The sequence below is a fragment of the Bradyrhizobium icense genome, assembly GCF_001693385.1.
Taxonomy (GTDB): Bacteria; Pseudomonadota; Alphaproteobacteria; order Rhizobiales; family Xanthobacteraceae; genus Bradyrhizobium; species Bradyrhizobium icense.
The window spans coordinates 1,605,888-1,631,619 of the sequence record NZ_CP016428.1; the positions used below are offsets into that span (position 1 = coordinate 1,605,888).

General features: G+C 58.8%; 26 protein-coding genes, 1 tRNA gene and 1 pseudogene. 9 read left to right on the top strand and 19 right to left on the bottom strand.

The annotated features are described in order from the left end of the window. Positions 1-56: 56 nt before the first annotated feature. Positions 57-476, bottom strand: a complete 420-nt coding sequence (locus LMTR13_RS07610) for an NUDIX hydrolase (RefSeq protein WP_065727356.1) — start codon at positions 474-476, stop codon at positions 57-59. Positions 477-575: 99 nt separating this feature from the next. Further along, the gene (locus tag LMTR13_RS07615; RefSeq protein ID WP_065727357.1) at positions 576-1,088 is read right to left on the bottom strand and encodes a hypothetical protein; all 513 of its coding nucleotides are present in this window, start codon (positions 1,086-1,088) and stop codon (positions 576-578) included. Positions 1,089-1,150: 62 nt separating this feature from the next. Here LMTR13_RS07615 and LMTR13_RS07620 point away from each other — a divergent pair, with 62 nt between their 5' ends. Then, positions 1,151-1,912 (top strand): SOS response-associated peptidase, encoded by a 762-nt coding sequence (locus LMTR13_RS07620; RefSeq protein ID WP_065727358.1) that lies wholly within the window; start codon positions 1,151-1,153, stop codon positions 1,910-1,912. 58 nt (positions 1,913-1,970) lie between these two features. On the opposite strand, the gene LMTR13_RS07625 is transcribed toward LMTR13_RS07620, so the two are convergent. The 4 genes from LMTR13_RS07625 to LMTR13_RS07640 are packed head-to-tail and all read right to left on the bottom strand — an operon-like array spanning position 1,971 to position 5,473. Continuing rightward, positions 1,971-2,552 carry an NUDIX hydrolase gene (locus LMTR13_RS07625; RefSeq protein ID WP_065727359.1) on the bottom strand — a complete coding sequence of 194 codons (582 nt, stop codon included), beginning with the start codon at positions 2,550-2,552 and terminating at the stop codon, positions 1,971-1,973. 14 nt (positions 2,553-2,566) lie between these two features. Then, on the bottom strand, positions 2,567-3,004 hold the full coding sequence (locus LMTR13_RS07630; protein WP_065732507.1) for a GNAT family acetyltransferase: 438 nt from the start codon (positions 3,002-3,004) through the stop codon (positions 2,567-2,569). A 20-nt stretch (positions 3,005-3,024) separates the two neighbouring features. Further along, a complete protein-coding gene (locus LMTR13_RS07635) occupies positions 3,025-4,452 on the bottom strand; it encodes an FAD-binding oxidoreductase (protein WP_065732506.1) in 1,428 nt (475 codons plus the stop codon). A gap of 28 nt (positions 4,453-4,480) precedes the next feature. Continuing rightward, a complete protein-coding gene (locus LMTR13_RS07640; protein ID WP_065727360.1) occupies positions 4,481-5,473 on the bottom strand; it encodes an L-threonylcarbamoyladenylate synthase in 993 nt (330 codons plus the stop codon). 69 nt (positions 5,474-5,542) lie between these two features. Between LMTR13_RS07640 and LMTR13_RS07645 the strand changes: the two genes are divergently transcribed. Continuing rightward, a tRNA-Pro gene (locus LMTR13_RS07645) sits at positions 5,543-5,619 on the top strand. A gap of 234 nt (positions 5,620-5,853) precedes the next feature. Here the strand turns inward: LMTR13_RS07645 and LMTR13_RS43270 are convergent. The 4 genes and pseudogenes from LMTR13_RS43270 to LMTR13_RS40335 form a co-directional block, all read right to left on the bottom strand. After that, positions 5,854-6,834, bottom strand: a pseudogene (locus LMTR13_RS43270) (site-specific integrase); the annotation flags it as partial. 241 nt (positions 6,835-7,075) lie between these two features. Further along, entirely contained in the window at positions 7,076-8,692 is a 1,617-nt protein-coding gene (locus tag LMTR13_RS07655) for a DUF927 domain-containing protein (protein ID WP_065727362.1), read from the bottom strand. A 1,136-nt stretch (positions 8,693-9,828) separates the two neighbouring features. Next, entirely contained in the window at positions 9,829-10,668 is an 840-nt protein-coding gene (locus tag LMTR13_RS40330; protein WP_156795471.1) for a hypothetical protein, read from the bottom strand. Between the two features lie 136 nt (positions 10,669-10,804). Continuing rightward, the gene (locus LMTR13_RS40335; protein ID WP_065727365.1) at positions 10,805-11,215 is read right to left on the bottom strand and encodes a hypothetical protein; all 411 of its coding nucleotides are present in this window, start codon (positions 11,213-11,215) and stop codon (positions 10,805-10,807) included. 154 nt (positions 11,216-11,369) lie between these two features. Here LMTR13_RS40335 and istA point away from each other — a divergent pair, with 154 nt between their 5' ends. Next, complete coding sequence (istA, locus tag LMTR13_RS07675; protein ID WP_083219417.1) at positions 11,370-12,908, top strand: IS21 family transposase; 1,539 nt, start codon at positions 11,370-11,372, stop codon at positions 12,906-12,908. A gap of 11 nt (positions 12,909-12,919) precedes the next feature. After that, a complete protein-coding gene (istB, locus tag LMTR13_RS07680) occupies positions 12,920-13,663 on the top strand; it encodes an IS21-like element helper ATPase IstB (RefSeq protein ID WP_065727367.1) in 744 nt (247 codons plus the stop codon). A 193-nt stretch (positions 13,664-13,856) separates the two neighbouring features. On the opposite strand, the gene LMTR13_RS07685 is transcribed toward istB, so the two are convergent. Both LMTR13_RS07685 and LMTR13_RS07690 read right to left on the bottom strand, forming a co-directional pair. Continuing rightward, positions 13,857-14,102: a hypothetical protein gene (locus LMTR13_RS07685; protein WP_156795472.1), complete on the bottom strand. Its 246-nt coding sequence runs from the start codon at positions 14,100-14,102 to the stop codon at positions 13,857-13,859. A gap of 287 nt (positions 14,103-14,389) precedes the next feature. After that, positions 14,390-14,752 carry a hypothetical protein gene (locus LMTR13_RS07690; RefSeq protein ID WP_065727369.1) on the bottom strand — a complete coding sequence of 121 codons (363 nt, stop codon included), beginning with the start codon at positions 14,750-14,752 and terminating at the stop codon, positions 14,390-14,392. 161 nt (positions 14,753-14,913) lie between these two features. Here LMTR13_RS07690 and LMTR13_RS07695 point away from each other — a divergent pair, with 161 nt between their 5' ends. Then, on the top strand, positions 14,914-15,123 hold the full coding sequence (locus LMTR13_RS07695; RefSeq protein WP_236843298.1) for a helix-turn-helix domain-containing protein: 210 nt from the start codon (positions 14,914-14,916) through the stop codon (positions 15,121-15,123). Positions 15,124-15,142: 19 nt separating this feature from the next. Here the strand turns inward: LMTR13_RS07695 and LMTR13_RS07700 are convergent, their stop codons facing one another. The 4 genes from LMTR13_RS07700 to LMTR13_RS07715 all read right to left on the bottom strand — a co-directional run bounded on the left by LMTR13_RS07700 (position 15,143) and on the right by LMTR13_RS07715 (position 17,917). Next, positions 15,143-15,472: a DUF3768 domain-containing protein gene (locus tag LMTR13_RS07700; protein ID WP_065727370.1), complete on the bottom strand. Its 330-nt coding sequence runs from the start codon at positions 15,470-15,472 to the stop codon at positions 15,143-15,145. 76 nt (positions 15,473-15,548) lie between these two features. Continuing rightward, entirely contained in the window at positions 15,549-16,094 is a 546-nt protein-coding gene (locus tag LMTR13_RS07705) for a hypothetical protein (RefSeq protein ID WP_065727371.1), read from the bottom strand. 180 nt (positions 16,095-16,274) lie between these two features. Then, the gene (locus LMTR13_RS41525) at positions 16,275-17,294 is read right to left on the bottom strand and encodes a hypothetical protein (protein ID WP_197521023.1); all 1,020 of its coding nucleotides are present in this window, start codon (positions 17,292-17,294) and stop codon (positions 16,275-16,277) included. Between the two features lie 47 nt (positions 17,295-17,341). After that, the gene (locus LMTR13_RS07715; RefSeq protein ID WP_065727373.1) at positions 17,342-17,917 is read right to left on the bottom strand and encodes a tyrosine-type recombinase/integrase; all 576 of its coding nucleotides are present in this window, start codon (positions 17,915-17,917) and stop codon (positions 17,342-17,344) included. Between the two features lie 672 nt (positions 17,918-18,589). On the opposite strand from LMTR13_RS07715, the gene LMTR13_RS07730 reads away from it, so the two are divergent. Together LMTR13_RS07730 and LMTR13_RS07735 are read left to right on the top strand one after the other, a co-directional pair. Beyond that, on the top strand, positions 18,590-18,973 hold the full coding sequence (locus LMTR13_RS07730; protein ID WP_065727376.1) for a hypothetical protein: 384 nt from the start codon (positions 18,590-18,592) through the stop codon (positions 18,971-18,973). Positions 18,974-19,159: 186 nt separating this feature from the next. Next, on the top strand, positions 19,160-19,786 hold the full coding sequence (locus tag LMTR13_RS07735; protein WP_065727377.1) for a hypothetical protein: 627 nt from the start codon (positions 19,160-19,162) through the stop codon (positions 19,784-19,786). Between the two features lie 264 nt (positions 19,787-20,050). Here the strand turns inward: LMTR13_RS07735 and LMTR13_RS07740 are convergent, their stop codons facing one another. After that, positions 20,051-20,656: a hypothetical protein gene (locus tag LMTR13_RS07740; protein ID WP_065727378.1), complete on the bottom strand. Its 606-nt coding sequence runs from the start codon at positions 20,654-20,656 to the stop codon at positions 20,051-20,053. 21 nt (positions 20,657-20,677) lie between these two features. Between LMTR13_RS07740 and LMTR13_RS07745 the strand changes: the two genes are divergently transcribed. Beyond that, positions 20,678-21,361: a hypothetical protein gene (locus LMTR13_RS07745; RefSeq protein ID WP_065727379.1), complete on the top strand. Its 684-nt coding sequence runs from the start codon at positions 20,678-20,680 to the stop codon at positions 21,359-21,361. A gap of 872 nt (positions 21,362-22,233) precedes the next feature. Further along, on the top strand, positions 22,234-22,995 hold the full coding sequence (locus tag LMTR13_RS38750; protein ID WP_197521024.1) for a lysozyme inhibitor LprI family protein: 762 nt from the start codon (positions 22,234-22,236) through the stop codon (positions 22,993-22,995). A 6-nt stretch (positions 22,996-23,001) separates the two neighbouring features. Here the strand turns inward: LMTR13_RS38750 and LMTR13_RS07755 are convergent, their stop codons facing one another. Together LMTR13_RS07755 and LMTR13_RS07760 are read right to left on the bottom strand one after the other, a co-directional pair. Beyond that, positions 23,002-24,939 carry a hypothetical protein gene (locus tag LMTR13_RS07755; RefSeq protein WP_065727380.1) on the bottom strand — a complete coding sequence of 646 codons (1,938 nt, stop codon included), beginning with the start codon at positions 24,937-24,939 and terminating at the stop codon, positions 23,002-23,004. Continuing rightward, positions 24,926-25,729, bottom strand: a complete 804-nt coding sequence (locus LMTR13_RS07760; RefSeq protein ID WP_065727381.1) for a PP2C family serine/threonine-protein phosphatase — start codon at positions 25,727-25,729, stop codon at positions 24,926-24,928. The genes LMTR13_RS07755 and LMTR13_RS07760 overlap by 14 nt, the downstream gene beginning before the upstream one ends. Between the last annotated feature and the right edge of the window lie 3 nt (positions 25,730-25,732).

A 25,732-nucleotide genomic window follows, 5' to 3' on the forward strand; every position in this document is an offset into this window, starting at 1 on the left:
CGATATGCCCCCTCAGTACGCCCGAGGCAAGGCGTGTGGTGCTGGCAGGGACCGGCCTAGACCAGCTTCCGGGCGGCCTGGATGACCTCCAGCAGGCCGCCGGTCACCTTGAGGTCGCCGAGCCCGTCCGGCGCCAGCCATTTGAAATCGTCGTGCTCGTCGTTCAGGACCGGCTCCCGGGCCGTCCAGCGCGCCGCGAATGACATAATCACGTAGTGCCCGCCGCCAGAGGCCCCCGGCAGCACCTCGCGCCAGCCGGCCAGGCCCAAAATCTCGATTCTCAAGCCGGTTTCCTCGTCCACCTCGCGGTGGAGCGCGGTGTGCAGGGATTCGCCGAACTCGACCCGGCCGCCGGGGAGCGAGTAGAAGCCCTTGCCCGGCGAGCGGGCGCGGCGGACCAGGAGGACCTTGCCGTCACGGAAGATCGCGCCGCTGACGGCGAGCTGGGGGCGGTCCGGCTGAACGGGGGAGGTCAAGGGGTGATCCGGTAAACAGGGAACTGCTGTGGGACCGATCATGCCCGATCGGTCAGCGCAGGTCCAATTGCAGCGGACGGAAGTTCAAGCGTCCAGCGGCTAGTTCGACATCACCGTTTCGATGTCGGCCTCGGCGTTGCCGTTGATAACGCCGCCGGCAAGCGCCACGAGCGGCTTGACCCAGGCGGTGGCCTGCTCGGCAAGCGCGGCGCGTGTCTTGTCCTGCTGGGCTTCGCGCATTGCCTTGCCTACTGCGGTCAGGATCGAGGTCATGGTCGCCGTGAGCTTGTCGAAATCGGCACGGACCTTGGGGTCGGCGCATTCATAGGCCTCGATCGCGAGGTCGCGGGCCTTGAAGTTGGAGGCCCAGAAATGCTCGGCGTAGGACAGCGGAGTCCAGGTCAGAAAATCCTCCGCGCATTCCGGCATATCCGGAACCATTTCGAGCAGCATGATGGCTTCGTTGAAGTGATTCAGATAGTCGGTGGCGAGCCCGGTGCGCGGATTGATATTGGCGGCGCGCAACTGCTCCGCGCGGGCCTCATCTATACGGCCCGTCGCTGGCGGCATCGGCGGATCGGATCGCACTTCTGTGGCGGCCATGGAGGTCATCCGCCCCACTGTTAACATCTGGGGTTAACACCCATTAAACAGAGGCTTATGTTGGTCAGATAATGTGCGGACGCTTCGTCATTACCTCGCCGCCGGAGGCACTCCGGCAGATCTTCGGCTATATCGAGCAGCCAAATTTCCCGCCGCGGTATAATATCGCGCCGACTCAACCGATTCCGGTGGTGATTCTGGAAAATGGCGGCCGCCATTTCCGGCTGATGCGCTGGGGCCTGGTGCCGGCTTGGGTGAAAGATCCCCGTAAATTTACGCTCCTGATCAACGCACGCTCCGAGACGGTTGTCGACAAGCCCGCATTCAAGAACGCCATCAAGCGGCGGCGCTGTCTGATTCCGGCTGACGGCTACTACGAATGGCAGGATGCCGGCGGCCGCAAGCGGCCGTTCTTCATCCACCGCCGCGACGGCCGTCCTGTTGGCTTTGCTGCGCTCGCGGAGACCTGGATGGGGCCGAACGGCGAGGAGACCGACGGCGTCGCCATCGTCACCGCACCCGCCAGCCGCGATCTTGCCACGCTGCATCACCGCGTGCCCGTGACCATCGCGCCTGACGAATTCGAGCGCTGGCTCGACGGCCGCATCCACGACGCATCGGATGTGATGCCGTTGCTGCGCGGGCCGACTGAGGGCGAATTCGCCTGGCATGAGATTTCCACGCGCGTCAACCGCGTCGTCAATGACGACGCGCAATTGCTGCTGCCGATCACCGACGAGCAGCGCGCGGCGGAGGAGCCGAAGCCTGCGAAACGCGCCGCGCCGCGCAAGGTGGCGGCACCGGAGGATGACGGGCAGGGTTCGTTGTTTTGAGCGATGCACTCTCCGCCGTCATCCCTGCGTTCGCAGGGACGACGCGTGATAGAGTCACCTACCGAAAAATATGCAGCGCCGCGTATTGCAGCAGCATGATCGTCTTGGCGTCGACGATGCGGCCGTCCGATATCATCGCGAGAGCCTGGTCGATCGGCAATTCCAGCACCTCGATGTCCTCGCCTTCGTCGGCCAGTCCACCGCCGTCGCCGACCCGCATCGCAGCTTCGTATTCCGCAACGAAGAAGTGCAGCTTCTCGGTGACCGCGCCGGGACTCATGAAGGCTTCGAACACCTTGCGTACCTCGCCGAGCCGGTAGCCGGTTTCCTCCTCCGCCTCGGCGCGAATCCGTTCCTCCGGCGAAGCGTCGTCGAGCAGGCCGGCGGCGGCCTCAATCAGCAGATCGTCGTAGCCATTGGCATAGGCCGGATAACGAAATTGCCGCACCAGCACCACGGTGCGGCCGGCGAGATTGTAGGGCAACAGCGTTGCGGCGTCGTCGCGATAGAATATCTCCCGGGTTTGCGGCTGCCATTCGCCATTGCTGCGCCGGTATTCGAACGTCACCGACTCCAGGACGTGATAGTCGTCGGACAGCACGCGCTCGTTCTTGGTGCGGACACGATCGGAAATGCTCATGGCAATCTTTCAGCTCACCGCGGCGGCTCGCGGCCGTCGAGCCATTTGGAGAAGAACAGGATCTTTTGCTCGCCGAAGCCGATCGACTGGTAGAACGAAGCGACGCCCGAGTTTTCCGGCCGCACCAGCAATTGCAGTTTCGGAATGCCCGCCGCACGCAGCCAGTCCTCGGCCGCGTTCATGATGGCGCGGCCATAGCCTTTGGCGCGACGATCGGGATCGGTTGCGACGTAATAGACCCAGCCGCGATGGCCGTCATGGCCGACCATGGCGGTCGCCACGATCGCGCTACGCTCGCGCCCGATCAGCACGGTCGAGTTCGGATCGCGGCGGGCGAGCGCAATGTCAGCGGCAGGATCGTTCCACGGCCGCGTCAGGCCACAGGCCTGCCACAGCGCGATCACCGTCGCGACATCGGCATCAGCGATGTCGGCGATGGCGAGCGCGGGAATGGCGCTTGAGGCAGCCGCGGTCACAGCACCTTGCCCGGATTCATGATGCCGAGCGGATCGAGCATTGCCTTGATGCCGCGCATCAGATCGATCGCCACCTTGTCCTTGACGTCGGGGAGTTCGTCGCGCTTGAGCACGCCGATGCCGTGCTCGGCGGAAATCGATCCGCCCATCCGCAGCACGATTGCGAACACCACCTCGTTGACCTCGTGCCAGCGCGACATGAAATCGGCGGTGTTGCCGCCGATCGGCTGGCTGACATTGTAGTGGATGTTGCCGTCGCCGAGATGGCCGAACGGCACCGGCCGCGAGCCCGGGATCAGCTTCACGACGGCCGCATTGGCTTCTTCGATAAACGCAGGGACTGCGGCGACCGGCACCGAGATGTCGTGCTTGATCGAGCCGCCTTCCGGCTTCTGCGCGGCCGACATTTCGTCGCGCAGTTTCCAGAACGCGGCGCGCTGCGAGAGATTCGCCGCGATCACGGCATCGTCGACGATGCCTTCCTCCATGCCCTTGGCGAGAATCGCTTCCAGCGCGTCACGCGCGTCGTCACGCGGAGACGATAACTCCATCAGCACGTACCAGGGATGCTTGGTCGAAAGCGGATCGCGGATGTCGATGCCGTGGCGCAGGCTGAAATCTACCGCGATGTCGGCCAGCAATTCGAAACTGGTGAGACTGCCGGCGGCCTCGTTCTGCGCAATCGACAACAGTTTCAGCGCCTGCGCCGGCGATTGCAGCCCGACATAGGCAGTCTCCACCGCATGCGGTTTCGGAAACAGCTTTAGCGTGGCCGCCGTGATGATGCCGAGCGTGCCCTCGGCGCCGATGAAGAGGTTGCGCAAATCATAGCCGGTATTGTCCTTCTTTAGTTTGGACAATCCGTTCAGGATCCGGCCGTCCGCCAGCACGACTTCGAGCCCGAGCGCCATCTCGCGCGCCACACCGTAAGCCAGCGCCGCCGTGCCGCCGGCATTGGTGGAGAGGTTGCCGCCGATGGTGCAGCTTCCTTCCGCGCCGAGCGACAATGGGAACAGGCGATCGACTTCGGCCGCACGCTGCTGTGCGATTTGCAGCACCACGCCGGCTTCGCACGTCATGGTATTGGAGGCGGGATCGATCTCGCGAATTTTATCCAGCCGCCGCATCGATACGACCACTTCGCCATTGTGCGGAGTCTGTCCGCCGACGAGGCCGGTGTTGCCGCCCTGCGGCACCAGCGCGATTTTGTGCTCGCTGGCGAGTTTGCAGATCGCGGATACTTCCGCCGTCGAGCCCGGCCGCAGCACCAGCGGCGAGCGGCCGTGGAACAGGTCGCGTTCCTCGGTGACGTAGGGGGCGATATCGGTGGCGTCGGTCACGGCATATTTATCGCCGACGATGGCGCGGAATTTTGCGATCAGCTCGGCGGGAAGCGGCGGCACGGAACTCTGGACGATGTTCATTTTCTTCTTCTCTTTCATTCCCGCCCGTTCATTCTCGCCCAACTGCAGCGCGGCGCAGCCGGTCGTTGATGGCCTCGCCCAATCCCTCGTCCGGAATCGGCATCACCGCGATGGTGCGCGCGCCCTTGGCGTCGAGCGCGCGAAGATGGCCGAACAAATTGGCAGCGGCCTCGTCGAGATCGCCGCGCTCCGACAGATTCATCACGTGAGAGGCGGCGTCAATTCCCGAAATTGCTCCGAGGCCGAACGCGAGCAATGCTTCGCCGGGCTCGATGGCGACGGCATTGAGCCGCACGCGCGCGCGGGGCGCGTAGTGCGAGGCCAGCATGCCCGGCGCCAGCGGCTGGCCGTTGTCGCTTTCGGCATCGGGCGCCGGTTGCACCAGCGCGCGCCCCAGCACGCGCTCGATCTCGGCGCGCGGCAGGCCGCCGGGACGCAGCAGCATCGGCGCATCAATGCAGCCGACGATGGTCGATTCGACGCCGACCTCGACCGCACCGCCATCGACGATCAGGTCGATCCGCCCCGCAAGGTCGCTCTGCACATGGGCTGCGGCGGTGGGCGAGACGTGGCCCGAAATGTTCGCGGACGGCGCCACCACCGGCCCGCCGAACTCGCGCAGGATGTCGCGCGCGACAGGATGGGCCGGAATGCGGACCGCGACGGTATCGAGGCCGGCGGTCGCGAGATCGGCGACGGCGCAATCTTCCGTCTTTGGCAGCACCAGCGTCAGCGGGCCGGGCCAGAATGCTTCGGCCAGCGCCATCGCCGCCGTGTCAAAACGGGCGATCCGCCGCGCGGCCGCGATATCTCCAACATGGGCAATCAGCGGGTTGAACGCCGGCCGGCCCTTGGCCTGGTAGAGGCGGGCGATCGCGGCCGGATTGCTGGCATCGGCGCCGAGGCCGTAGACCGTCTCGGTCGGGAACGCCACCAGCCCGCCTTCTGAAAGTGCACGCGCAGCAGCCGCCACGGCGGCCTCACCGGCGGGCAAAATCTGGGTTTTCAGGCCAACATTCACTGTGATTAATTTCCTTAATTCGGCTGCTTGCGGTCGCCGAAACCGAAGGCTATAAGCCGCGTTCCAAGTCGGAGTGTGGCTCAGCCCGGTAGAGCACTGCGTTCGGGACGCAGGGGTCGCAGGTTCGAATCCTGCCACTCCGACCAGATATCATTAGACTTTTTCTTCTGATTGGTGGTTGTTCCCGAGTCAACCACCGATTCAACCACCGAAACGTATCGGCCCTTTTGGCCAATGGCTGCCGCCGCCCCCTGCAGATAATCGGGGTGGTGGTGTCCGTAAGTGCCTTGCAGGACCTCTGGAGACATAGCCAGGAACCCTGCCGCCTCCCAGATTGGCACACCGCGTTGCATCAGCCAGGTTGCCGCGGTATGGCGAAGGGTGTGTGGAGTTACCCTACCGGCCAAGCCGGCGAGCCCCACGGCCGTTTTGAACCCCTTCTTTACCGAGGCGATCGGTTTGCCGTTGAATTCGACGAAGCAATCCGCAATCAGCTTCCGGTTCCACCAGCGCCGTAGGTGGGCGAGCAGTCGCGGGGGGATCGGCGCTGGGGTCTGACGCTTCTTTGTGGTCCGCTTGCCGATGGCCTTCCGATAGAAAATGCCTCGCTCGAGATCCACGTAAGACCGGCCAGGCACGGCATAGGGCGATGCGGATGCTATCGCACCGGCTCGCGTGCCGGTGTACAAGCCGATCAAGATGAACCGGGCGATATGACGCAAGGGCCGACGGTTCGTGATCATCGGGTCGCCTTTCGACACTCCAGAGTGGATTGTCTGCTTCTCTCGATGCCGCCAACATTGCCATATCAGGGCGGCGGCCTCCTTTCGCGTGAGCCATCGGTCGCGCGCCTCGCCCTTGGGCGGTAACGACACGCGCACGACGCCGCGATGAAAGCCCTCCTTCGCATGATGGTTGATCGCAGCGCGTAGTGTCTCAAGGTCACGGCGGGCACCACCCTGGCTCCCACGATGCTTGACATACCCAGCGCAGGTCTGAGCATTGATCTGCGCGAGCTTCTTACCGCCCCAATACTCGTTGAGACGCTCGATCCTGGGTCCGATTTCGAACTGATCTCCAGGTTCGCCGATATCGGTCAAATAGATCGACAGCACGTCAGCGCAGTCGATGTCCTCTATGTCCCGTCTGGTTCGTTCGGGTTGGTACTTGCGTGCAATGTAATCGGCGAGGGCTTGCTCCGCTTCTTGAGGCGGCCTTGTTCCAGTCGCACTCGCAATGCATCCTGTGGCGATATGTCGGTCGCCGTCCTTGATGATCCAGACGGCTTGAGCGACGAGCTTTCCGTTCCGATATCGCGGCTTTCGCTTGTATAGGCGAGCTCCCTTGCTTGGAGGCGGCATAATTCTCTCATCCTTTCAATATGCCGAAGCGTCGTGAAATCCTTTCCTGCGATCCTCTCAATCACCAATCTTCCGCGAGCGCCTTCTCGGCGCAATCCAGAAGCTGTCATCGATCCGTCGGGGAATGCTATTGTAGCAGCGGTGGACAGTCTAATCGGGGCATCTTGGTCGATGCTGCCCCGATCAGGCAGCCTGCTTTTCATCTGGCAACTGTGCCGAAGGTGCAGCTCGGTCTACGATCCTACACCGGCAGGGAAAAAGTGTAGGACCGCCTGCGCTCTCCGTCCGGCCACTTGAACTGATATTTCGGCTTGCTGGATGAAGAGCTTGTAACGATGAGCTTCGAACTGCCAAGCCAATTAAGTACGTCGCGCCGCTCAGTATCTGTTTCGAACAAGGCGTTGAACGCGTCGACTTTCACAACAAACCTGGCTGGGCCCATCCTCGAGACACGATAACCTGGCTCAACTTCATAGTCGTCGATGTCATTGCGGCGCCTCAACTTCTCGACGAACTCCTTCAGAGTGGCTTGTGCCGTGGCCAAATCGCGTTCCCGATCAGGAAGCAATGTTTTGGCGTCGCAAAAGACGTTTTCGATCGCGCTGAAAAGCTCCTCCTTTTTCCAGGGAACGAGCTTAAACTTGATCGCAAGGCGACCGGCTGCGTAGACTACGCCGAATTTCCGAGCGACATCTCGTGTAATCGGTTCGTCGTTAGGGGCGGTCACCCGCTTTACGAAGCGATCACGATGCTTGCCCGCGAGCTCCGGCACGTCAACATAACCGTCGCACAACTTCTCAAGGTAATCTTCGAATACAGCGCCATGGTTAGCCGCGCACGCTTTCACCATGCTTTCGAATCGCTTTTCTCGCCACGAAGCGTCGATATGCTCGCCCATCGATCCCGCGAGATCGAAAATGTGAGCCTTCCCCCGCGACAACAACGGGACATCGATCATCCTGACCGCTTCGCCTGTCTGACGTGCCCTATGCGTGCTGCGAGCAAGTTCCGCGATCGTTCTTTCCATGGATGTAACCAAGATGACACGCCACTGATTGCAAGATAGCTTCGCCGCAGAATGACGAACCTTCTCGGTACCGGCTGCGATGCCGTACGTCATTCCCCGTATTCGTTCGTACTTCGCGGCGTCGGAGCCTTTCATTGTCTCGAAGTCGTCAACTCCAATCATGTAGTCGTTGAAGAGTGGAAGGCGTTGTTCGAGTCCTGCCTCTGAAACGTTCCAGGTCATCATTTCTCCGACCGATCCCACGCCGACCACAGACGAGCCCACAAGTGTAACAACGGACTTGCCTGTCCGCGATGGGGCGGAAAAACACACAGAGAAAGAGTCCTCGGCAAGCATCCTTAAAAGAGGGCCTGCGAAGGCAGCGCTTATGGAAAACACCCAACTGGAAGACAACAAAGCTTGCACGCCAACGGCCGCCTTCCAGCTCCTCGCACTTCCGCTGATCTTTGTCGCTCCGTGATCGTCGGTCTTCGGAGCTCGCTTGGGCGGCTCGAAGTGTTCCGACGTGTTTCCAATAATTCTCGATTGAGTCGCGAAAGCCCTATATGTGCCGTCCACCCAGCCGGACTGAGCGACGCGCCGTATCAGATGGGGGCTGTTGCTTTCCACTGCCCCCATGATTAAGTCTCTGCATTCCTTGGCTTGCGACGGAAGTACTGCTCCGATTCTCAGTAGCTGCCTCTTGAGCGATTTGATGTCCGAGATGTCCTCTCGCGGCAGTTCGATGGTCTCTTTCGTTCCTCTGACCGTGCGGATCCGCAGTCTGACGTAAGAGGCATTCTCCGCGTCGTCGTGAACGGTCGCGACATTTTTGATGAAGGGCTTCGGCATTAGTCTCTCCTGTGTGCAGAGCGTGCATTCTCGCGTGCACGGCCTGCACACGTGTTTTCGGCTCTGCGGCTACGTTGATCTAAAGAAAGTGCAGTTCAGTCAGTTTTGAGATATCGAGGAAGAACCTGACTTCATTCAGCTTTGAGTTCAGTCAGTTTTGAGGGATTGAGTCAGGGTTCGACCTCAAATCCATATCTGCTTCGGATCACTCCGAATAAGACTAGGCGGGCCTCCAATCCCAACGAGTGGAGGTATTGAAATAACTCGACTCGTTCGGCCGCTCTTAACCGATCGGCTCTAGTATTTTTGCACGAGCGAAATTTTCCACGAGCGAACCGCTCCGTTCTTGTGGAGATGCGGCGTACAAAATTGGTCTTCAAGGAGTAGCCGAGCGCGTCGATATTGCCATCCCAAATAAGGATCTTGACGGGTCGTGGAACGTTTTGTCGAGGCTGATAGATCCGTCGAAAAGCACGCTCCCAACGAGCCCTATTGCCAACGTGCACGAGCAACCAAAATTGGGGTACCCAACGGCCGTCGTGGCCTTTAGACAGATGCTCATTGAAGCTAAAATCGACCCCACCAATTGCGATCAGGATCCGCCCCTTGTTACAGGCGCGGTGCAGCCTCGCGACAAGGCCCTCCAGCGGTAAGCTAGCCAGTTTGCCTGTGCGCCGGTACGTCCGTGTGACGATAGAAACGGCAGCGTAGTCGGTATGCGGATCGAGAAGTGTATTTGCTCGTGACACAAAAAAGCGCTGAAGTGCACGTCCGCACTCCGGGCAGCAGCCAGACAGGCACCGCGCGTTAGCTTTGCATCTGGCTAATAGCGACCCAAGTTTAGCGGACCCGTACTTCTTTAGCAGGCGACTTCTGCGAATCCGTTCAGCTTGAGCTTGTACAACGCTCGGAAGGTATTTCCATTTGGGAGCGCTGTCGTTGTACCAGCGCTCCACAGACAGGGTTCGAACAAGCCAATCGCTTGCTCTTGGTCGGTTGTCGAAACAGCTACTCATTCGTGTGCTCCTCAATGGTGCACACGACAGTTATGGGCTTCGAAATTGCCGGTAAATTACGTCGGTACAGATCGACCCAGTGGGCCAAAATGGTTCGGCCCACTTTGCTTGATCTTGACCCTAGTTCTCTCGCAACCTTCGCGCCGTGTAGGTAGAGAATATCTTCATCTGTTGCTGGTCGAACGAGCCAATTCTAGGCGCTGTTGTTCCCAAATTAGCTGGCAATGAGATGAACCGGACTTTGTCGCGTGCTGCCGGATCAAGTCGAGCCTGAAGACGTGCCTGACACCACTTCGCGGTTTCAAAGTAGGATCGAAGCTTTGTAGGAGACTTAAGAATATTCAGTGTCGTGCGGAACGTTGAAGCATCGTCGGGCGCCAAATCAACAATCTGAGGCATCTTGAGAGCTGCTGCCCAAATGAATGGACCGGTGTGAGCGCGAGCCTTCCAGATCGATTTTAGAGTAGTCTTTGCGCGCTTCATTCTTAACACATCGGGCCTTTCGTCAGGCGCGACGTCCAAGTCGAGAAATCCATTGTTCTCTATAAAATGGAATGCGCGATTGAGGCTTGGCGTCACTCTATCGGGGCAGTGCATAAAGAAGGCGACGATATCCCGCAAGCTATCGACCTGCGGTCCAAGGGCTTCAAACCAACCAACAAAATCGCTGCCAATAGGGGGGTCTGCAAGGCCGTGAGCAAGTCGATCAATGGAAAGAAGCGGGATGTCCCGTCGTCGGGGATCCTTACATCGAATGTAAACGTTAGCCGCCGCGACGGTCTGTGCAAACAGCAATACTTTGCGGTCATCGGGATCGTGGAGCCATGCGCAAAATATCGATAAAGCTATGTTTCTCTCAAAAGGATAAGTCTCCGGACGGGCGTCTAATAACACGTTGATCACATCGGCTATTTCTATCTGTGATGCCTTGCCACGTGTTCTACCGTTTTTGTCGGACATTGTGCTGAGATCGCTTGGGAATGAAGACTAAGCCTAGCGTCCATTCGGTGCTTAGACAACTTCTCGTAGAGGGTTCTGCGAGGGGCTTCCCAAGCATGATGCCAGCAATCCAGGAGCTTCTATAGACTCTGAAGCATCAAGGGCGTCTGAATTTGCGCCATTCTTCCTTTTCCCATCTTGGCGGGTTGATTTCGCAATCCTCCTCCTCATCACCGTCTTCTGGCTCGTCGTCATTTTCATCTTCCTCCTCACTGTAGTACCTCGGGAGACCCCTTGCAGCTTTGCGGGCGCATCCGGACAAACCGCCATTCTGCTGCAAATACCAGACAAGCTCGTCCGGCTCGACCTCCTCGTTCCAGGCGAACTCAAGGGCCCGTGTCCACCGACTCCGCGCACGAAGATCATCTTTCAGTGCGGTCGCCTCGATAATCCGACGGATGGAATGCCACTGGTAATCGGCCGAGATCGCATATTCTTGGGCAAGAAACTGCTTGAGTGTGCTGATTCCGCTCGATGTCGCCCACGATTCCGGAATGATCTCGCCCACCGTTCCGATTTGACGTCGCCCGCCATTCCGAGATGATCTCGCCCACCATTCCGGGATGATGTCGCCCGGGGTGACGAGGCCTCTTCTGGCTCCGCTACGGTCCCGCCTTTCGGCTTTGCAAGGGGGGACCAGGATGCCGACGGAGAGGCTTGCGATGCGCCATGTGCGCGATGTGATCAGATTGAAGTCGGCCGGGATGCCGACCCGCGAGATCGCGCGGCGGGTCGGGGCGGCGCCCTCGACGGTGCGGCTGACGATCCGGCGGTTCGAGGCATCGGGGCTGACCTGGCCGTTGCCCGATGACGTCACCGACACGGTGCTGGAAGCGCGGCTGTTCGCGGCAGCGGGAGCCGGTCCTGGCACCCGGCGCGGCCAGCGACGTCTCGCCGAGCCGGACTGGGCGTCGGTGCATCGCGAGCTCAAGCGCAAGCACGTGACGCTGTCGATCCTGTGGGAGGAGTACATCGCAAGCGAGCCCGGCGGGTATCGCTATTCGCGGTTCTGCGAGCTTTACCGCGCCTGGGAAGGCCGGTTGTCGGTGACGATGCGCCAGTCGCATGCAGCCGGCGACAAGCTGTTCGTCGACTATGCGGGCGACGGCGTGCCGGTGGTGATCGACCGGCTCACCGGCGAGCGGCGCACCGCGCAGATCTTCGTCGCGGTGCTCGGCGCGTCGAGCTTCACCTATGCACAGGCGACTTGGACGCAGGGGCTCGCCGACTGGATCAGCGGCCACGTCGGCGCCTTCGAGGCGATCGGCGGCGTGCCGGCGCTGCTGGTGCCGGACAACACCAAAGTGGCGGTGATCAAGGCCTGCCTCTACGATCCGCGGATCAACCGCAGCTACGCCGACATGGCGGCGCATTACGGCACCGCCATCCTGCCGGCGAGGCCGCGACGGCCACGGGACAAGGCGAAGGTCGAACAGGCGGTCCTCATGGTCGAGCGCTGGCTGCTCGGGCGGCTGCGCCACCGCACGTTCTACAGCCTCGCCGAGGTCAACGCGGCGATCGCCGAGTTGCTGACCCGGCTCAACGAGGAGCGGCCGATCCGGCGGCTCGGCGTGACCCGTCGCAAGCTATTGGAGGAGATCGACCGGCCGGCACTCCAGGCCTTGCCGGAGAGCCCTTATGTGTTCGCCGAGTGGCGGATCTGCCGGGTCAGCATCGACTATCACGTCGAGGTCGAGGCGCATTACTACAGCGTCCCGCATCGCTTCGTCCGCGCCGAGGTCGAGGTGCGCTTCACCGCCCGCACCGTCGAGATTTTCCACAAGGGCGAGCGGATCGCCGCGCATCAGCGCATGAGCGGCAACCACAAGCACACGACCGTGCCGGAGCATATGGCATCCAGTCATCGGCGCCATGCCGGCTGGACCATCGAGCGCATCCGCAAGGAGGCCGCCGCGATCGGGCCGGCCACCGCGGCGCTGTGCGATCTGATCCTCGACGAGCGCGCGCATCCGGAACAGGGCTTCCGCGCCTGTCTCGGCATCATCCGGCTCGCTCGATCCTACGGGCAAGAGCGGCTCGATGCCGCCGCCATGCGGGCGATCGAGATCGGCGCGCGCACCTACGGCTCGGTCAAGTCGATCCTCGCCAACAATCTCGATCGGCGTCCTTCCCCCAGGCGCTCCGCGGATGACGCGCCGATCCTGCATTCCAACATCCGCGGGCCGCGCTACTACAATTAGGAGATCCCATCTTGCTCACCCATCCGACCCTCGATCAGCTCCACGCACTCGGCCTTCACGGCATGGCCAAGGCCTTCGCCGACATCGAAGCCGGCGGCGACGCCACGAGCCTCGGCCACGCCGAATGGCTCGCGCTCCTGCTCGAACGCGAAGCGTCACTGCGACGCGACAAGCGGCTGTCGAAGCGGCTGCAATATGCCAAGCTGCGCCAGCAGGCCTGCGTCGAGGACATCGACTACCGCACCCCGCGCGGCCTCGACCGCAGCCTCCTGACGATGCTGGTCGAAGGCCAATGGATCGATGACCACGCCAACCTGCTGATCTGCGGGCCCTCCGGTGTTGGCAAGAGCTGGATCGCCTCGGCGCTCGGCAACAAGGCCTGCCGCGACAATCGCTCCGTGCTTTATCAGCGCGTCCCGCGGCTGTTCAGCGATCTCGCTTTGGCGCGCGGCGACGGCCGCCATCCCCGTCTGCTGCGTGCGCTGGGCCGTGTCGATCTCCTCATCCTCGACGACTGGGGCCTCGAGCCGCTCGACGCAGCAGCCCGCCACGACCTCCTGGAGATCCTTGAGGATCGCTACGGCCGCCGCTCCACCATCGTCACCAGCCAGCTCCCCGTCGACCAATGGCACGCGCTGATCGGCGACCCCACCTACGCCGACGCCGTCCTCGATCGCCTGGTCCATAACGCCCACCGGATCGATCTGAACGGCGAGAGCATGCGGCGAACCCGCAAACCCAGCCGAAAGGCCTGAGCAAGTGGCGCTGTGGACATGCCGCTGCGCTTGGACAACGCAAGCGCGTTGCCCACATGCCCACAGAACAGCAGACGAAGAAGACCCTCAAGCCGCGATTCAAGGTTGACCCCGCGGCTTGCCCGATGCCAGAAAACTGACAGCCAGAACGCCTCGCGCCCCGGGCGACATCAAATCGGAATGGTGGGCGAGATCATCTCGGAATCCCGGGCGAGATCAAATCGGTACACCCGGGCGAGATCATCGGAATCCGCATGAGTGTGCGGAGCAGCTTCTGGTCTTCAAGCTCGCAATATCCGCGGTACACGGCCTTCAGGTATCGATAAAGTGCAAACCGTCGGTCGCTTTTTGCTGATCGCTTGGCTGCCTTTTCAGCACGGCGAATAGCTTTCCGTATTTTTGCGAAGTTGCGGTTTGCGGTCGAGCGTTGGGCTTTCATGAAGATCACTCCCTCAGGCGATTCTCATGAAATTAGAGTCGCGTCTCAGGCGATGTTTTCAGGCGAAATTCTCGTGCGGAATGGCGAAAATGAGTGTTTTTCAGAGTGAGCGGTTTTTAGTGATTGTTTGAAAGTCGTCAGATGGAGAAAGCTGAATTTGCCTTGTTTTCACATGGGCCGAGGCGACGATCATTCGCCCAGGCGAAGTTTTGTGAGTAAAATAGGGCCTTTGGACCCGCGATCAGCCGAGTCGGCATTTTCCTATCTTGCCTATCGGCCCCTGTCGTTCACTGGAAGGAATAGCTAACGGACTGCTTATCGGTAACGATTGTCACCCGGATTGCGCGGCAAGATCCAATAGCCGTTACCTTGTCTCCGATTTTCAGGGTCATTGGAAAGTCGCCGCCTCGGGAGCCGAATACAAACCCTGGTGTGGCCAGGCATTCGGCTCGTTCGTTGACCTGGACCTTTTTGATTGTAATTGGAGCCTGCCCGATGTTGACGATCTCAATTCCTTGGCCGTCGCCTCGGACAAAATTGTCGATCCGTCGGACCTCAAGCGGAGTGGACTGCTCGTCCGCGAATACTGCCAGAACGATCAGGCCCACCAATCCTAAGGTCAACCATCCCATAAATCTCAGAAACCGCATCGAATATCTCCATCACAGTTGAAGGCCATGGTTGGTCTGTATGGCGAGTTACACCGTCGGTTGCCGGCTAGTGCCGACAGTCGAGGAGCTAAGTGGTTATTTCGAAGGAATCGGGCATATAGTCCCTAGAGACTATATGCCCGATGAGGCCCAATCGTTCAATGATCGATTGGCCCAAAATTGTCGGCAGAAATGTCCGCCGGCTTCGGCGTCAAAGGGGGTTTACCCAGGAGCAATTGGCTTTCGAGGCCGAACTGGACCTGACCTATATTGGTGGAATCGAAAGGGGAAAACGCAATCCGAGCCTTTTGGTTATGGCAAGGATCGCCGAAGCTCTATCCGTTTCCCTACCCAAGCTGCTCGCTGATTAGCCTGGTCTCTTTTTCTTATCTAGTACTCTTCCGCCAGCATCAGTGTGATCACACGCTCGGTGACTTTGGGATTAGCGGGATCCGGCGAGTGGTATTGCAAAGTTTTGTCGTAGTAGTCGATTTTGAACATGAGAGCATGCCCGTCGATTTCGAACACGCCCATGTCATGTTCCTGATGCGGATCGTTGGCATGGTGAAAGTCGTCAAAGGCCGCCAGAGTTTTGACCGCACGCTCTACGAAGCTTTGGCCAAGGGCGGCGACGCCGGGCGTCATGACCGCGCCGCCTCCGATCAAGTGCTTCCTGAGGTCGTCGTTGAGCGAGCGAATGAGATCCGTGTCGTGAGACATGGTTGTTTCCTATATTTGCGATGTCGGGGAATGAAGGAATGGGTGGCGCGAGATGTCCGAGCCACCCGAACTTGACTTACTCAGAGCTCAGGTAGGGCAGGGCGACCGCCCGAAAGTGGCACTGAAATGCCGGGTACCTCGAGAAGTCGCGATACTTCAGCGTGAGAGTTTCGCCGTCTCGGGCCAGGACGAGGCTTTCCCACCAGCCATCGCGTGGCCCCTCGTGATAGAGAACGAGATGCCCTTCCGCGATATCGTCCCAACTGCGAGGTGGCCTTGCAGCTGGCGTTTCCGTTACGGCAGGGCCCGGATTCGACTTCGCGGCCAACGAGGCCGGTGTAGCAGCAGCCTGGATCTGATCGAAGAGGTCTCGCTTAATGTACGGAATGAACGCTTTGCCTTGCGCGTGCAGCCGTCCCACAGGGATCTTTTTCAAGATGTCGGCGATCGCCTGTTTGTCACCAGGGCAGACCGAGAGCTTTAGTGACTTGGCTGCTCTGGTCGCTACCGCGGCGTGCTTTTTAGCGAACCGCCCTGCCTTGGGTTTGCCGGCGGTGTCGAGGCCGAAGACAATCAGCTCTCTTTTCGGGCCGGACGGAGGTTGTCCTGCAGACTTTGTCATCAAAGCCTCCCAGAAAAGCAGAAGGGCCCCGATTGGGGCCCTTGCTGGGGAGATGCGTTCTTGCAGTTCAATTTAGGGCCGCCTGACGGCGTCGCTAAGATGGTCATTTCCATTTCTCCTTAAGTCGCTTGAGAGTAAGCACTCTCAAGTAAAATATAGCACAAAGGCCATAAATATCAATTAAATCAATACTTTACGTCGAACTAAGATGCTTTGTCTTGCTTGCGATTTGCTGATATTGTTGCTATTTCGTCTGCAAATACTGTAAATATCGCAAGTATTGTTAGTGCAATACTGTGTATCATTAGTATTATTGGCGTTGCAGATGTCTAGTTCGTCGGCCGCGCAGTAACGCCAAAGTGCATGTTGAATAAGACGCGGAAAATTCTGCGGAAAGCCGTTGTTGAAAGCGCGAGCATCAATGCATTCGGCTGCACGGCGCAAAATCTCGGAGCAGCCGCCGTGCTGATAGCATTTCGGGCCGTAGACGTGAGCGGCTTCGAACGCGGCCAAGATGCCTGTCCGTTTCAGAAAGTTGTGCACGAGTGTGTCGACGACGATCATCTGGCTGCCAATGTCGAACCATCGCGGCCGGTTGGCGCGGTCGGCCATCAACACGGTTGACAGGCTCATCGCCAGGACCTTGTCCGACACCCCGAAAATATGCCGCATCGGCCCAATCAGGGCTTCCTGGCTTGCACGGCAATCTGCAGTGCCGGTCTCCTCAAGGCGTTCGTCTATCCAGCCAACCAGGTCGGATTTTGTCTGGTCACGTATGAACAGATAGAGGCTGAATGCTGTTTGGTTCAGTCGACCATTGCGCAAGGGGTGACTCGGTAAGGGGCAACTCGCCAAGTGATTGGGTTGAGAGCACGACTTGCTCGTCTTGTCGTAGCGACATCCTTCGAATGTCCAATAGCTCGGAAGGAGAGGGCAGGTTGGCTGAGCGGCAAGCTGGGATTTGATTTTGCGCCAAGTCGCGTTGCCATTCGACTCGATGAAGGAATACGCAACATTGTCCGAGATCCCTTGAAAGCTAAAGCTGTCCATCATCCAGTCGAACAGACCTGCCGTGCTGTTCATTCGTAGTGCCAACACTAACCGGGGGTCGATTGAGCTTGGGCCGTCAACTGAGCGAACAAAGTCTGGATCGACGCTGACCGCGCAAACGGAGTTGATAAGGCCGACCGCAAATGCCATCGGATCACTTTGCGTGCGCCCGTCGCGTCCTCGCTTCAGTGATTTGACTATATGAGCGATACCAACCTCCGTTGGGCGTCGCTGTCGCCGTCGATGTATCTTTGCGTCGTCTGAATTGATCGATGGCCGGCCAAGAGCTGCACGTCCCTCAAGGAGCCGCCTGCCTTGTGAACGAGCCGTGCGGCTCGCGTAATGAAGGTTCGCCGCCCCGAGTGAGACGAGCAGCCACTGAGGCCAGTCGCTTGGAATGCCCGATTGAACCAGACCACGATGCTGAGTGGGGTCATCGACCCGCCACGCTCAGATCGCACGATTGGCCCGCTTCCTGGAGACGACGGTCGTAAAGCAATTAGCGCTTGTCGTAAATCTTCTTGGACCGGGATGCGGCGGCCGTGCCTCTTTTTGGCGACGCTATCCCGTACGTCTATCGTCGAACCGATCTCGCCTTCGGCGCCTTCGATCATCTCCCAAGTCAGCTTGGCAATCTCAGCTGCGCGCAAGCCAGCTTTCAGCGACAGCAAGACAATAACGCGGTTTCTATCCGGGTGCCGAGTCGTGTCGGCGAAGAAGAGTAAATCTTGCGCCGCTTGGTCAGAAAGTATCTTTGCCTGCTTCCCTGCCATCTCGATCAAGCCGAATGCCAGATTCTAGCAGCTCGGCCGGTCGCCGCAACAGAATATATGCTTATCAGTTTGCTCGGAGCACAAGCGCTCGCGAAGAGATCGGTGAAGACGGATTAAAATTTTCGTTTCTCAGCCGGCCGATGCTGCGAACGCCAGCCGTCTGATTAAAGAGCCAGCGTAGCCGTTGGAGATTTTCCAATCTTGTAAATGAGCAATGCGGCAATGAATGCCGCATCACGCAAACGTTGGAGAGTCAGATGAAATCAAAAAATGCGCGTTGAGAGCAATCGAAAGATGATTTCCGGTTTGAAGGGCCTTCTCCGGAGGGCCGAGATATCCTTTGCAGAGACATTCTTCGTCGAAAATGCGCAGATGTTCTTAGATATTGGTGAGCGGTCAAACCAATTGATTAGCGACCTGAGGGAAATTCAGTACTTCTCCGTAGAGTGAGAGACGGTGAGATCGTTCCAGCTGAGCGCCGTAGGATGAAGCGGCAACTTAACCGCATAGTCGAGTTAAGCGAGGCTAACAAAGCAAGCGCCGCAATCGATCTGGCCCGCCTTGAACGCCTCCTGATGCTCCTAGAAACCGAATGCGCCGCAGTAGCGCCGTCGTTCCGTATTGTCAGAAGTATCAATCAGTACCCCGGATTTTCGGCGGAGGCAAAGTGAGATGCGGACCGTGCAGGAAATTGACGGAGCGCCCTCTGTGAAAGAGCTGAGGCGATTGTCGAGGATCGCCAATGATGGTTTTTTACTGGGATGGCTGGTCGAATTACAAGATTCCCTTGCAACTCAAAGTGAGTCTATTTGTCGGGCTTACTCTCGTTTGGACGAGTTGAAGGGCTTGCTTGCCTCCGGGCGACCGACCAAAGCCGAGCGATGTGAAATGGCTTCGATCCTACGACGTGTCATCGCGTTCAATAATAGGTCTGAACGAGAGAAGGAAGCGTTTGACGCGGTGGGCCTTGGAAGCTGTGCAAATGCGCCGCAGATGGCCATGGCGGATGTGAAAAGAGCGCTGCAACGGTGCGTCGGTCAACTGATAAGCAAATGAGTATTTGCTTATCCGTTACGTTTGCCCCGCAAGATCCCGTCGGGCCGGGAGCGGTCTATCCGAGCTTCAGCGAAGAGAATGGCTGTCTCGCCAGCGCGATCTCTGTCGCTCATTCCAATAAAACAAATCTTGTAAATGAAGTCGTGATCGCAATCGGCGGCTCACTATTACTTACAGGAGACACGTATGAAGCGAATATTCGTCGACGCATTTACCTTTGAAGTCGCTCGAGCTCTCGATAGAGATTTGTCTGAAAGATTCGGTGACGAATTTGCTGCAACATCAGAGCAGCAGCGATTGGTCGCAGTACTCCTCGCCTTAACGGATTGGGGCTTTCTCGCCCATGATGATCAGAGACGAGAAGCATCGTTTTGCTTCGGCCCAGTAGCCAAGCCGCTTGGAGCTGCCGTTCCGGACGAAAGGTTGATCGAACTTGCGACGCATAAAATCCTCATCGTGCTGACAACGTCGGAAATGCGGCGTTCAATCGGATTGTCGAAGCAATATTGTGCGGACCTAGACGTAGACGTAATTGAGCAAAGTTGGAAAGGGGTGGGGGCAATAATCGACTTGATTGTGGAAGGAAGCCTTCGCTTAATGGGTCCAGCATCCAAAGGTGGATTGATCGCTGAGCATCTCACTCGGTCCATACCAGGACAAAAATGTTACGTGTGGTTCTCGCTAGGCAACAGAGCATGCGAGGAGCCGATCATGGTGGACCTCGCAGAACCCTTGATCTTCGAGGGACACCATCGATTTCCGGTAAAGGCCAACGGGCAACTCTTTGTAACCCTAGGATCTCCGACGCCTTGATTCGGAAACGATGACCTGCAGATTACCTCTTACTAGTGCGAAGTGACCGCGGACCGTGGCCCGCGGTCACTTACCATCTCGTACACTGGAAATGCATCGCGACAGCAACAGGGTGTCATCTAGCATCTCGTAAGGTTTTCACAGAAGGCTTATCAGTCGCAGACTGGGTACATTTTGAGAGTTTGAAACAGCGCGTCGAACGACCAGTCGATGCCAGCTCTTTCGAATTAGCGGGAGGAAGTCTTTGGCCCGAAAAACGTCCGATCAGCCCAAAGCACAATGCTTAGTAGGTCCGAGAAAATGATCTTGTAAATCCCGTTTGACAACCCACGTTCTCACAGGTTGATACGCTTTAAGCGCTGCATTAACATGGTCAAACCCGATCCTTACGCCGATGATCCATTTTTCAGGCGTGTTTTTGATGGCGACTGGAATGCCTGTCTCGGCCGCCAGGGACACGAGGAGAACTAGCTCGACGGCTATATCGAGGCCGCGATCGAGCTGGTCGATGCGATCATCGAGAAGAAACTGTTCGCGAAACGCGACACGCTTGTGCTGCCCATCCTCTACAACGCGCGGCACGCGATCGAGCTGGCGCTGAAGTTCACGACTGATCGTCTGCTCGAAGCCGGCCTGTTGAAGAATGATGGGATCAAGCGGGATCACAACATCCGGATATACTGGGAACGGCTGCATGGAGCGGATGTCGGCGATGAGAAGCTGCGGACTGTGATAGCTGCGCTGAAGCCATTCGTCGACAGCGTTTCTCGCATCGATGCCGATGGCCAAGAGCTGCGGTACCACCGCAACCGTGACGATGACCCCAGCCTTTCGGAATATTCGACAGCCAATCTGAAGCTGATCCAGCATAGCCCTCGTGAACTGGAGAAAGTGCTCAGCGATCTAAAGTACCGCAGCGTGGAGTTTGTTGACGAATGGAGGACGGGAGCGTGCACGGCGCGTTGCTCAAGGCGCGACCTGTTCGAGATCGCGCGCATGATGCCACCCCGAAAAGATTGGTCAACGCAGGCTTTCGACGATCAGAAAGAGAAAGTGAAGGCGCGATACCAGCTCAGCAATAAGCAATTCTCGAACGCGCTGAATGCGATCCAAGGAAACCGTGAGATGGCTGCCGTTCTTGGCATCGAGAACGGCCTACTCCATCTCACGGACGATGAGGTGGTGTGGGTCGTTGAACAGTGGCGTCGTATACATCCTGTTCGTGACGTAAGCGAAGACGGGGGCATCGGTGTGGACTATTTCGACACCAGCCGTTTCGAAGGCATGAAGGAACGCCTTGCCCTTTACGCCCAAGTCATTAACGCGATCAAAGACCGGCTTTCGGCGGATGCGCTCGCCGATTTGGAGGCCATCTTCTACCTTGAACGAGATCGCATCTTCACCGAGTACTACGCTTGGCAGGTCGATCAGGTCCGCAAGGAGCATGCTGCGACCAACGACCCAGAGCAGGAAATCCGGCATCTCGTCGAGAAGACCAACCTTTTACATTGCCTGCAGCAGGGGACGGCGAAACTGGGCCGGTTGGCCTTGGCCGAGCGGCTGAAGGCGCTTTAGCAAGCCGCGTAGCGCGTCATATGGCAGCTTTCGCCGACGACTTTCCTGCGCGGGAAGAGCCTATGCGAACGATCGGAAAGGTGTCTTGCCGCGGAGGACTACATCAGCTCCAGCATGACGAACATTGAGCAATATGGTCCGTAGTTCAACTGATAAGAAAATTAAGAAAAGCTCGTCAGTTCGGAGTGTTGCTGGCTCAAGCTTGGCGGTATGCGGCAATTCGTTTGCGAAAGTCGGTGTTACGGGAAGTCACGGGGGACGATTACGCCGCCAGCCAGGCTGGTTGTGCCGCCAAGGCGCGAGTGCCCAGAAGCAGCAACGGCCTCTGTCTCTCGTGCCATCGCTTAAGCCGATCCGGGCACCCCTGTGGTCACCGGGAGAACGGACCCCCAGGCGTGCGCTCCCGGCCGGACTTTAGCTCCCGCCCGGAGCCGATTGGCTTTCCTTGCTTTACCGTGGCGGTGCCATAGCAGTTTTTGCGGTAGTTTGCAGAGCCTCCGGTAAACCGGTCTCGCCGCGCACTTGCACGTCAAGATTGACGTGGCGGAGTAGCTGCGCAAAATCGTGTGTCGGTATTTGCGATTTTCTGGACCAGATCGAGGTCATCCAAATTGCTATGTTCGTATGGCAGCCTGAATTTCAGGAAATTATTGCCTCCGCCGAGGTTTCGGGGCGGGGGAATGGCCGTCATCGCGTGTTTTGCCCTCGCAGCGACAGCTGCCGCTCAAGACGCGGGGAGGGTCGCCCGCTGCGTAGCTATCCAGGATGTCGATGAACGAATTGAGTGCCTGGAGGGAGGGGGCAGCGCTCCCGAGGTATCCACACCTGGCCGATCAAGAGTCCCCCAGGTTGGGCCGAGTTTCGACTGCCGAATGGCGACAGCGTCAATCGAGCGGGCGATCTGCGGAGACGCGGTTCTTTCGGAGTGGGACCTGCGGATGGGCCAGCAGTATCAGCAAGCTCTCCGGCTCAGGAAGCCGGCCGATCGCCAGTCCCTCATCGACAGTCAACGGTCGTGGATACAACAAAGAAACACGGGGTGTGGCGCGGTAGCCGGCAATGCTGTCTGGTCTTGCGTGCTTGAAGCGACGAAACAGCGCATCGCCGCTCTATCTGAGGCGCCGCCCTTAAGCCTCGACCCTACGCCGACAACCTCACCGTCCCCATTGCCCAAGTCGCAAGCCAGAGCGCAGAACGCACCACCTGTTACCTCACCGGCTGCTGCGCCAAAAACCTCTGATGCTACGCTAGCGCCGAAGCCAAACCCGCCTGAGTCGACAAGCGGCACAAATCCGCTGCTAGTGCTCATTTTCATCGTTGGCGCCATTGCCGGCGCGATCGCCGTCTATAACAACATCCGACGCCGGGAAGAGGAGCAACGACGTGCGGCCGAACGTCAGCGCCTGGTTGCAAAATATGGCGCCGAGATCGCCGACCGAATTCTAGCGAGGGTCGTTTGGCAGGGAATGACGGAGGAGCAATTGCTGGAGTCCCGCGGCCTTCCCGCCGACAAGGACTACGAAGTCAGAAAGTCTGTCTCCAAAGAGACTTGGAAGTACGGCCAAACCGGGAAAAACCGGTTCAGCAACCGCATCTTCCTCGAAAACGGCATTGTTACCGGTTGGAAAGAGTAAGCGGCCTCACCTCGAAACAGCTTTGTAGTTTTCGTCGGCCTGGAGGTATTGGGCATACGCCGCCTCGACTGGGCCCTGCAGCTGCGTTCTGGCGTTGATCACGCGCGCATGAAGCTGTCTCAGGTCCTCGTAACCATTCCGGACCGCCTGTTCCAGCTTTCGTCGCTCCACCGCGATCTCATGCTCGATTTTGTCGATGTCACGCTTATCAACGCCTGTCGCCGGGTTGAATTTGAAACCCGCTTCGACCGACTGGCGCCACGTGTAAAGGGCTCCACAAAGTTTCGGTCCGAACCCCGGGACGTTCTCGACCGCCGTGCTCAACAGGTCGGCAGCCGTCTCGATTCCGTAGGATTGCAAGGTGCGTTTACGGCCGTTGCCAATGCCCTCGATGCTGGCCTTGTCGATTTCGAACTGGTCCAGATAGCGCGAGAGCTGCGCCTGCTTCACCGACGTTCTGAGTTGGTCAAGCTTCGATTTCCTCAGCGTCGGAAGGTGATCAAGCAAGACCTTTAACCGCAGCACCTCCTGCTTTTTGCCATCAAACGCGGCGGCCCCCGCCCGTTCGGTCCATTCCTGCTGAGCGCGGAGCCACGTGTCCCGCGCTTTGGCCTCGGCATCCCGAAATTTGTAGACATCGCTGGACTTGTCGAGCCATCTCCTTGCGCCAAAGAACGTGATCAGCGCCGCCACAAGAAACAGTAGCGGTGCCGGCGCGCTCAGGCCGCCGAACACGCCAATTCCGCCAATGGCTAAAGCCATCGCGAAGGCCAACACGTTGGCGCGGCGGAATGAGTTCGCGACCGAAACCGCTTCGGCGCTCGGAGCCGGACGCGTGGCTTGAATGTTCGGGGCAGGGCCGGGGCTTTGCAGCCCCTCAATCCGGCGCCATAGCGTGGTGAGATCGAATGCGTTGACATCGGCCCCAAGGGAAACGAACGGGAATAGCTCGGCTCGGGTAGCCGCTTCCATCGGACACCACGGGCAGGCAACGGCCTTATGGTGCCAGTGGGATGGATTGGTGCGGCATTGGACAAGGTTCTTCTCAAGACCGACCAGTGCTTGAACCCAATCCTGCGGCTCCGGCCTGCCACCGTTGATCATCTGCTTCGCGAAGGCACGCTCGAACAGAAACGCGACCTCGTCGCCGACGATCGACAGGGGCGGCGTGTTTGGCGGCCTGTCCATCTGGACGTCCGCGCGCATGGCGCTGTAGGCAAACCGGAGTTCCGAAATTGCTTTCGGGATCGGCATATCGCCGCGGCCGAGGAAGCGACCCGCGAAAGGGTGCCTGCCCATGAACAAGAGCAGGAACAGCATCACGGCGAGACCGAAGCTGTCGTGGTTCACCGTTCTCACGGTCTGTCGAAGGTTTTTGCCCTGCAGCTCGGGCGGCGTGAATGTCTCGACGCCGACCTCGCAAAGATAACGCTTGCCTTGATCCGTGATCTGAAAGCTATCGCAGTCGATCAGCTTGACCGTCGCATCGGGCGCCACCAGAACACTGCCTTCGTTGATGTCTCCGATGATGCTGCCTGTGGCATGCACGGCGCCGAACGCCCTCGCAGTGTTCGTGCAAGCGCGGACCAAGAAACGCCAATCAGCGCGCGTAAATTCGGTGAGGCGGCTTTTGGGGCTATAGAGCTTGTGGATGTCTTTTGCGTTTTTAACGCGCGGCAGCAACAATCCGACCGGAGCACGCCCGGACTTTGCCAGCAAAAGACCGGTAGGCCAGGCAGACACCTGGTTCAAGATGCCGCTCGAAAGCGACGACATGAACTGGATCTTGGCTGCTCTGTCCGGTGTAAGCGGTCGATGATAGACCTTCGCAACCAAGTCTTCTGATGATCGGATGCCATAGACCGCGCCTTCTCCGCCCTGACCAATCAGGGCATCTAAGTGGATTTGGCGGCCGGAGAAATCGATAACTTCAGGAAGCGGCATCGGCGGAGGGGAGGGTTGGTTCGTATCGTGTTGCGAGCACGAGCGATTTATCATCATCTGTGCGCGCGCAAACGCGTTCCGAGTTCAAATAATTCAACAAACTGGCCGATAATCCATCGTCCAGCCCTTCATTCAATGCCTCACGGACGGGTGCGATCATATTGTTGAAGAAAGGATCGTGGACGCTTTTGGTCGCATAATGAAGGACGAGGTTTTCAATGCCGTCGGAGAAAGCTGAAAAGCTTTCGATGCGCCGCGAGACTGCGGCAAACTCGATGACATCCGCCGCATTGCTGGCGGTGATGAAGTTGGTGCTGTTGATGTACTCGCCGTGCTGAGGCCAGAAAATGTAGGACCAGCCCTCATCCCCTTCCTCACGAACGACCATCGCGCCGTCGCCCACTTGAAAAAACACGGCCTCCTCGGGAGCGATCACCGCGACGAGCAGGGTGCAGGCGAACTGCCTCGTTGAGGCACCGGACTCCAACGCAAAGCTCGAAATTGCCGTCTGTATTTGAGCCAGCCAGCTCAGGACGTCGTCCCGACCGATTGCTCCGACCGAACCACCGGCCTCAAGGAAGTTCTCGATCAGATAGGTTGCGGTACTCACTGCCGCGCGCGAGCCGATCTCAGAATGCGCCGCGCTGCCGGCGCCGTCCGAAACCGCAGAAATTAGGACCTGCCCGTTGGGGGTCTGAATGACCCTCACGCGCACGCTGTCCTGGCACGGCTGACCATTCTTGGTATGCGACGTGCCGATCGCGGACGTGGCGGCTATCCGCCAGCTCATCGA

What these genes read in the sequence shown, in the direction of transcription:
- LMTR13_RS07695 (WP_236843298.1), top strand. Translation starts at nt 14,914, where the DNA reads ATGATCGATTGGCCCAAAATTGTCGGCAGAAATGTCCGCCGGCTTCGG.
- LMTR13_RS07730 (WP_065727376.1), top strand. Translation starts at nt 18,590, where the DNA reads ATGCGGACCGTGCAGGAAATTGACGGAGCGCCCTCTGTGAAAGAGCTG.
- LMTR13_RS07705 (WP_065727371.1), bottom strand. Translation starts at nt 16,094, where the DNA reads ATGACAAAGTCTGCAGGACAACCTCCGTCCGGCCCGAAAAGAGAGCTG.
- LMTR13_RS07755 (WP_065727380.1), bottom strand. Translation starts at nt 24,939, where the DNA reads ATGCCGCTTCCTGAAGTTATCGATTTCTCCGGCCGCCAAATCCACTTA.
- LMTR13_RS38750 (WP_197521024.1), top strand. Translation starts at nt 22,234, where the DNA reads ATGGCGACAGCGTCAATCGAGCGGGCGATCTGCGGAGACGCGGTTCTT.
- LMTR13_RS41525 (WP_197521023.1), bottom strand. Translation starts at nt 17,294, where the DNA reads ATGGCATTTGCGGTCGGCCTTATCAACTCCGTTTGCGCGGTCAGCGTC.
- LMTR13_RS07690 (WP_065727369.1), bottom strand. Translation starts at nt 14,752, where the DNA reads ATGCGGTTTCTGAGATTTATGGGATGGTTGACCTTAGGATTGGTGGGC.
- LMTR13_RS07760 (WP_065727381.1), bottom strand. Translation starts at nt 25,729, where the DNA reads ATGAGCTGGCGGATAGCCGCCACGTCCGCGATCGGCACGTCGCATACC.
- LMTR13_RS07715 (WP_065727373.1), bottom strand. Translation starts at nt 17,917, where the DNA reads ATGGCAGGGAAGCAGGCAAAGATACTTTCTGACCAAGCGGCGCAAGAT.
- LMTR13_RS07740 (WP_065727378.1), bottom strand. Translation starts at nt 20,656, where the DNA reads ATGCTGGATCAGCTTCAGATTGGCTGTCGAATATTCCGAAAGGCTGGG.
- LMTR13_RS07615 (WP_065727357.1), bottom strand. Translation starts at nt 1,088, where the DNA reads ATGACCTCCATGGCCGCCACAGAAGTGCGATCCGATCCGCCGATGCCG.
- LMTR13_RS07620 (WP_065727358.1), top strand. Translation starts at nt 1,151, where the DNA reads ATGTGCGGACGCTTCGTCATTACCTCGCCGCCGGAGGCACTCCGGCAG.
- LMTR13_RS07635 (WP_065732506.1), bottom strand. Translation starts at nt 4,452, where the DNA reads ATGAACATCGTCCAGAGTTCCGTGCCGCCGCTTCCCGCCGAGCTGATC.
- LMTR13_RS40330 (WP_156795471.1), bottom strand. Translation starts at nt 10,668, where the DNA reads ATGTCCGACAAAAACGGTAGAACACGTGGCAAGGCATCACAGATAGAA.
- LMTR13_RS07655 (WP_065727362.1), bottom strand. Translation starts at nt 8,692, where the DNA reads ATGCCGAAGCCCTTCATCAAAAATGTCGCGACCGTTCACGACGACGCG.
- istA (WP_083219417.1), top strand. Translation starts at nt 11,370, where the DNA reads ATGCGCCATGTGCGCGATGTGATCAGATTGAAGTCGGCCGGGATGCCG.
- LMTR13_RS07735 (WP_065727377.1), top strand. Translation starts at nt 19,160, where the DNA reads ATGAAGCGAATATTCGTCGACGCATTTACCTTTGAAGTCGCTCGAGCT.
- LMTR13_RS07700 (WP_065727370.1), bottom strand. Translation starts at nt 15,472, where the DNA reads ATGTCTCACGACACGGATCTCATTCGCTCGCTCAACGACGACCTCAGG.
- LMTR13_RS07685 (WP_156795472.1), bottom strand. Translation starts at nt 14,102, where the DNA reads ATGAAAGCCCAACGCTCGACCGCAAACCGCAACTTCGCAAAAATACGG.
- LMTR13_RS07625 (WP_065727359.1), bottom strand. Translation starts at nt 2,552, where the DNA reads ATGAGCATTTCCGATCGTGTCCGCACCAAGAACGAGCGCGTGCTGTCC.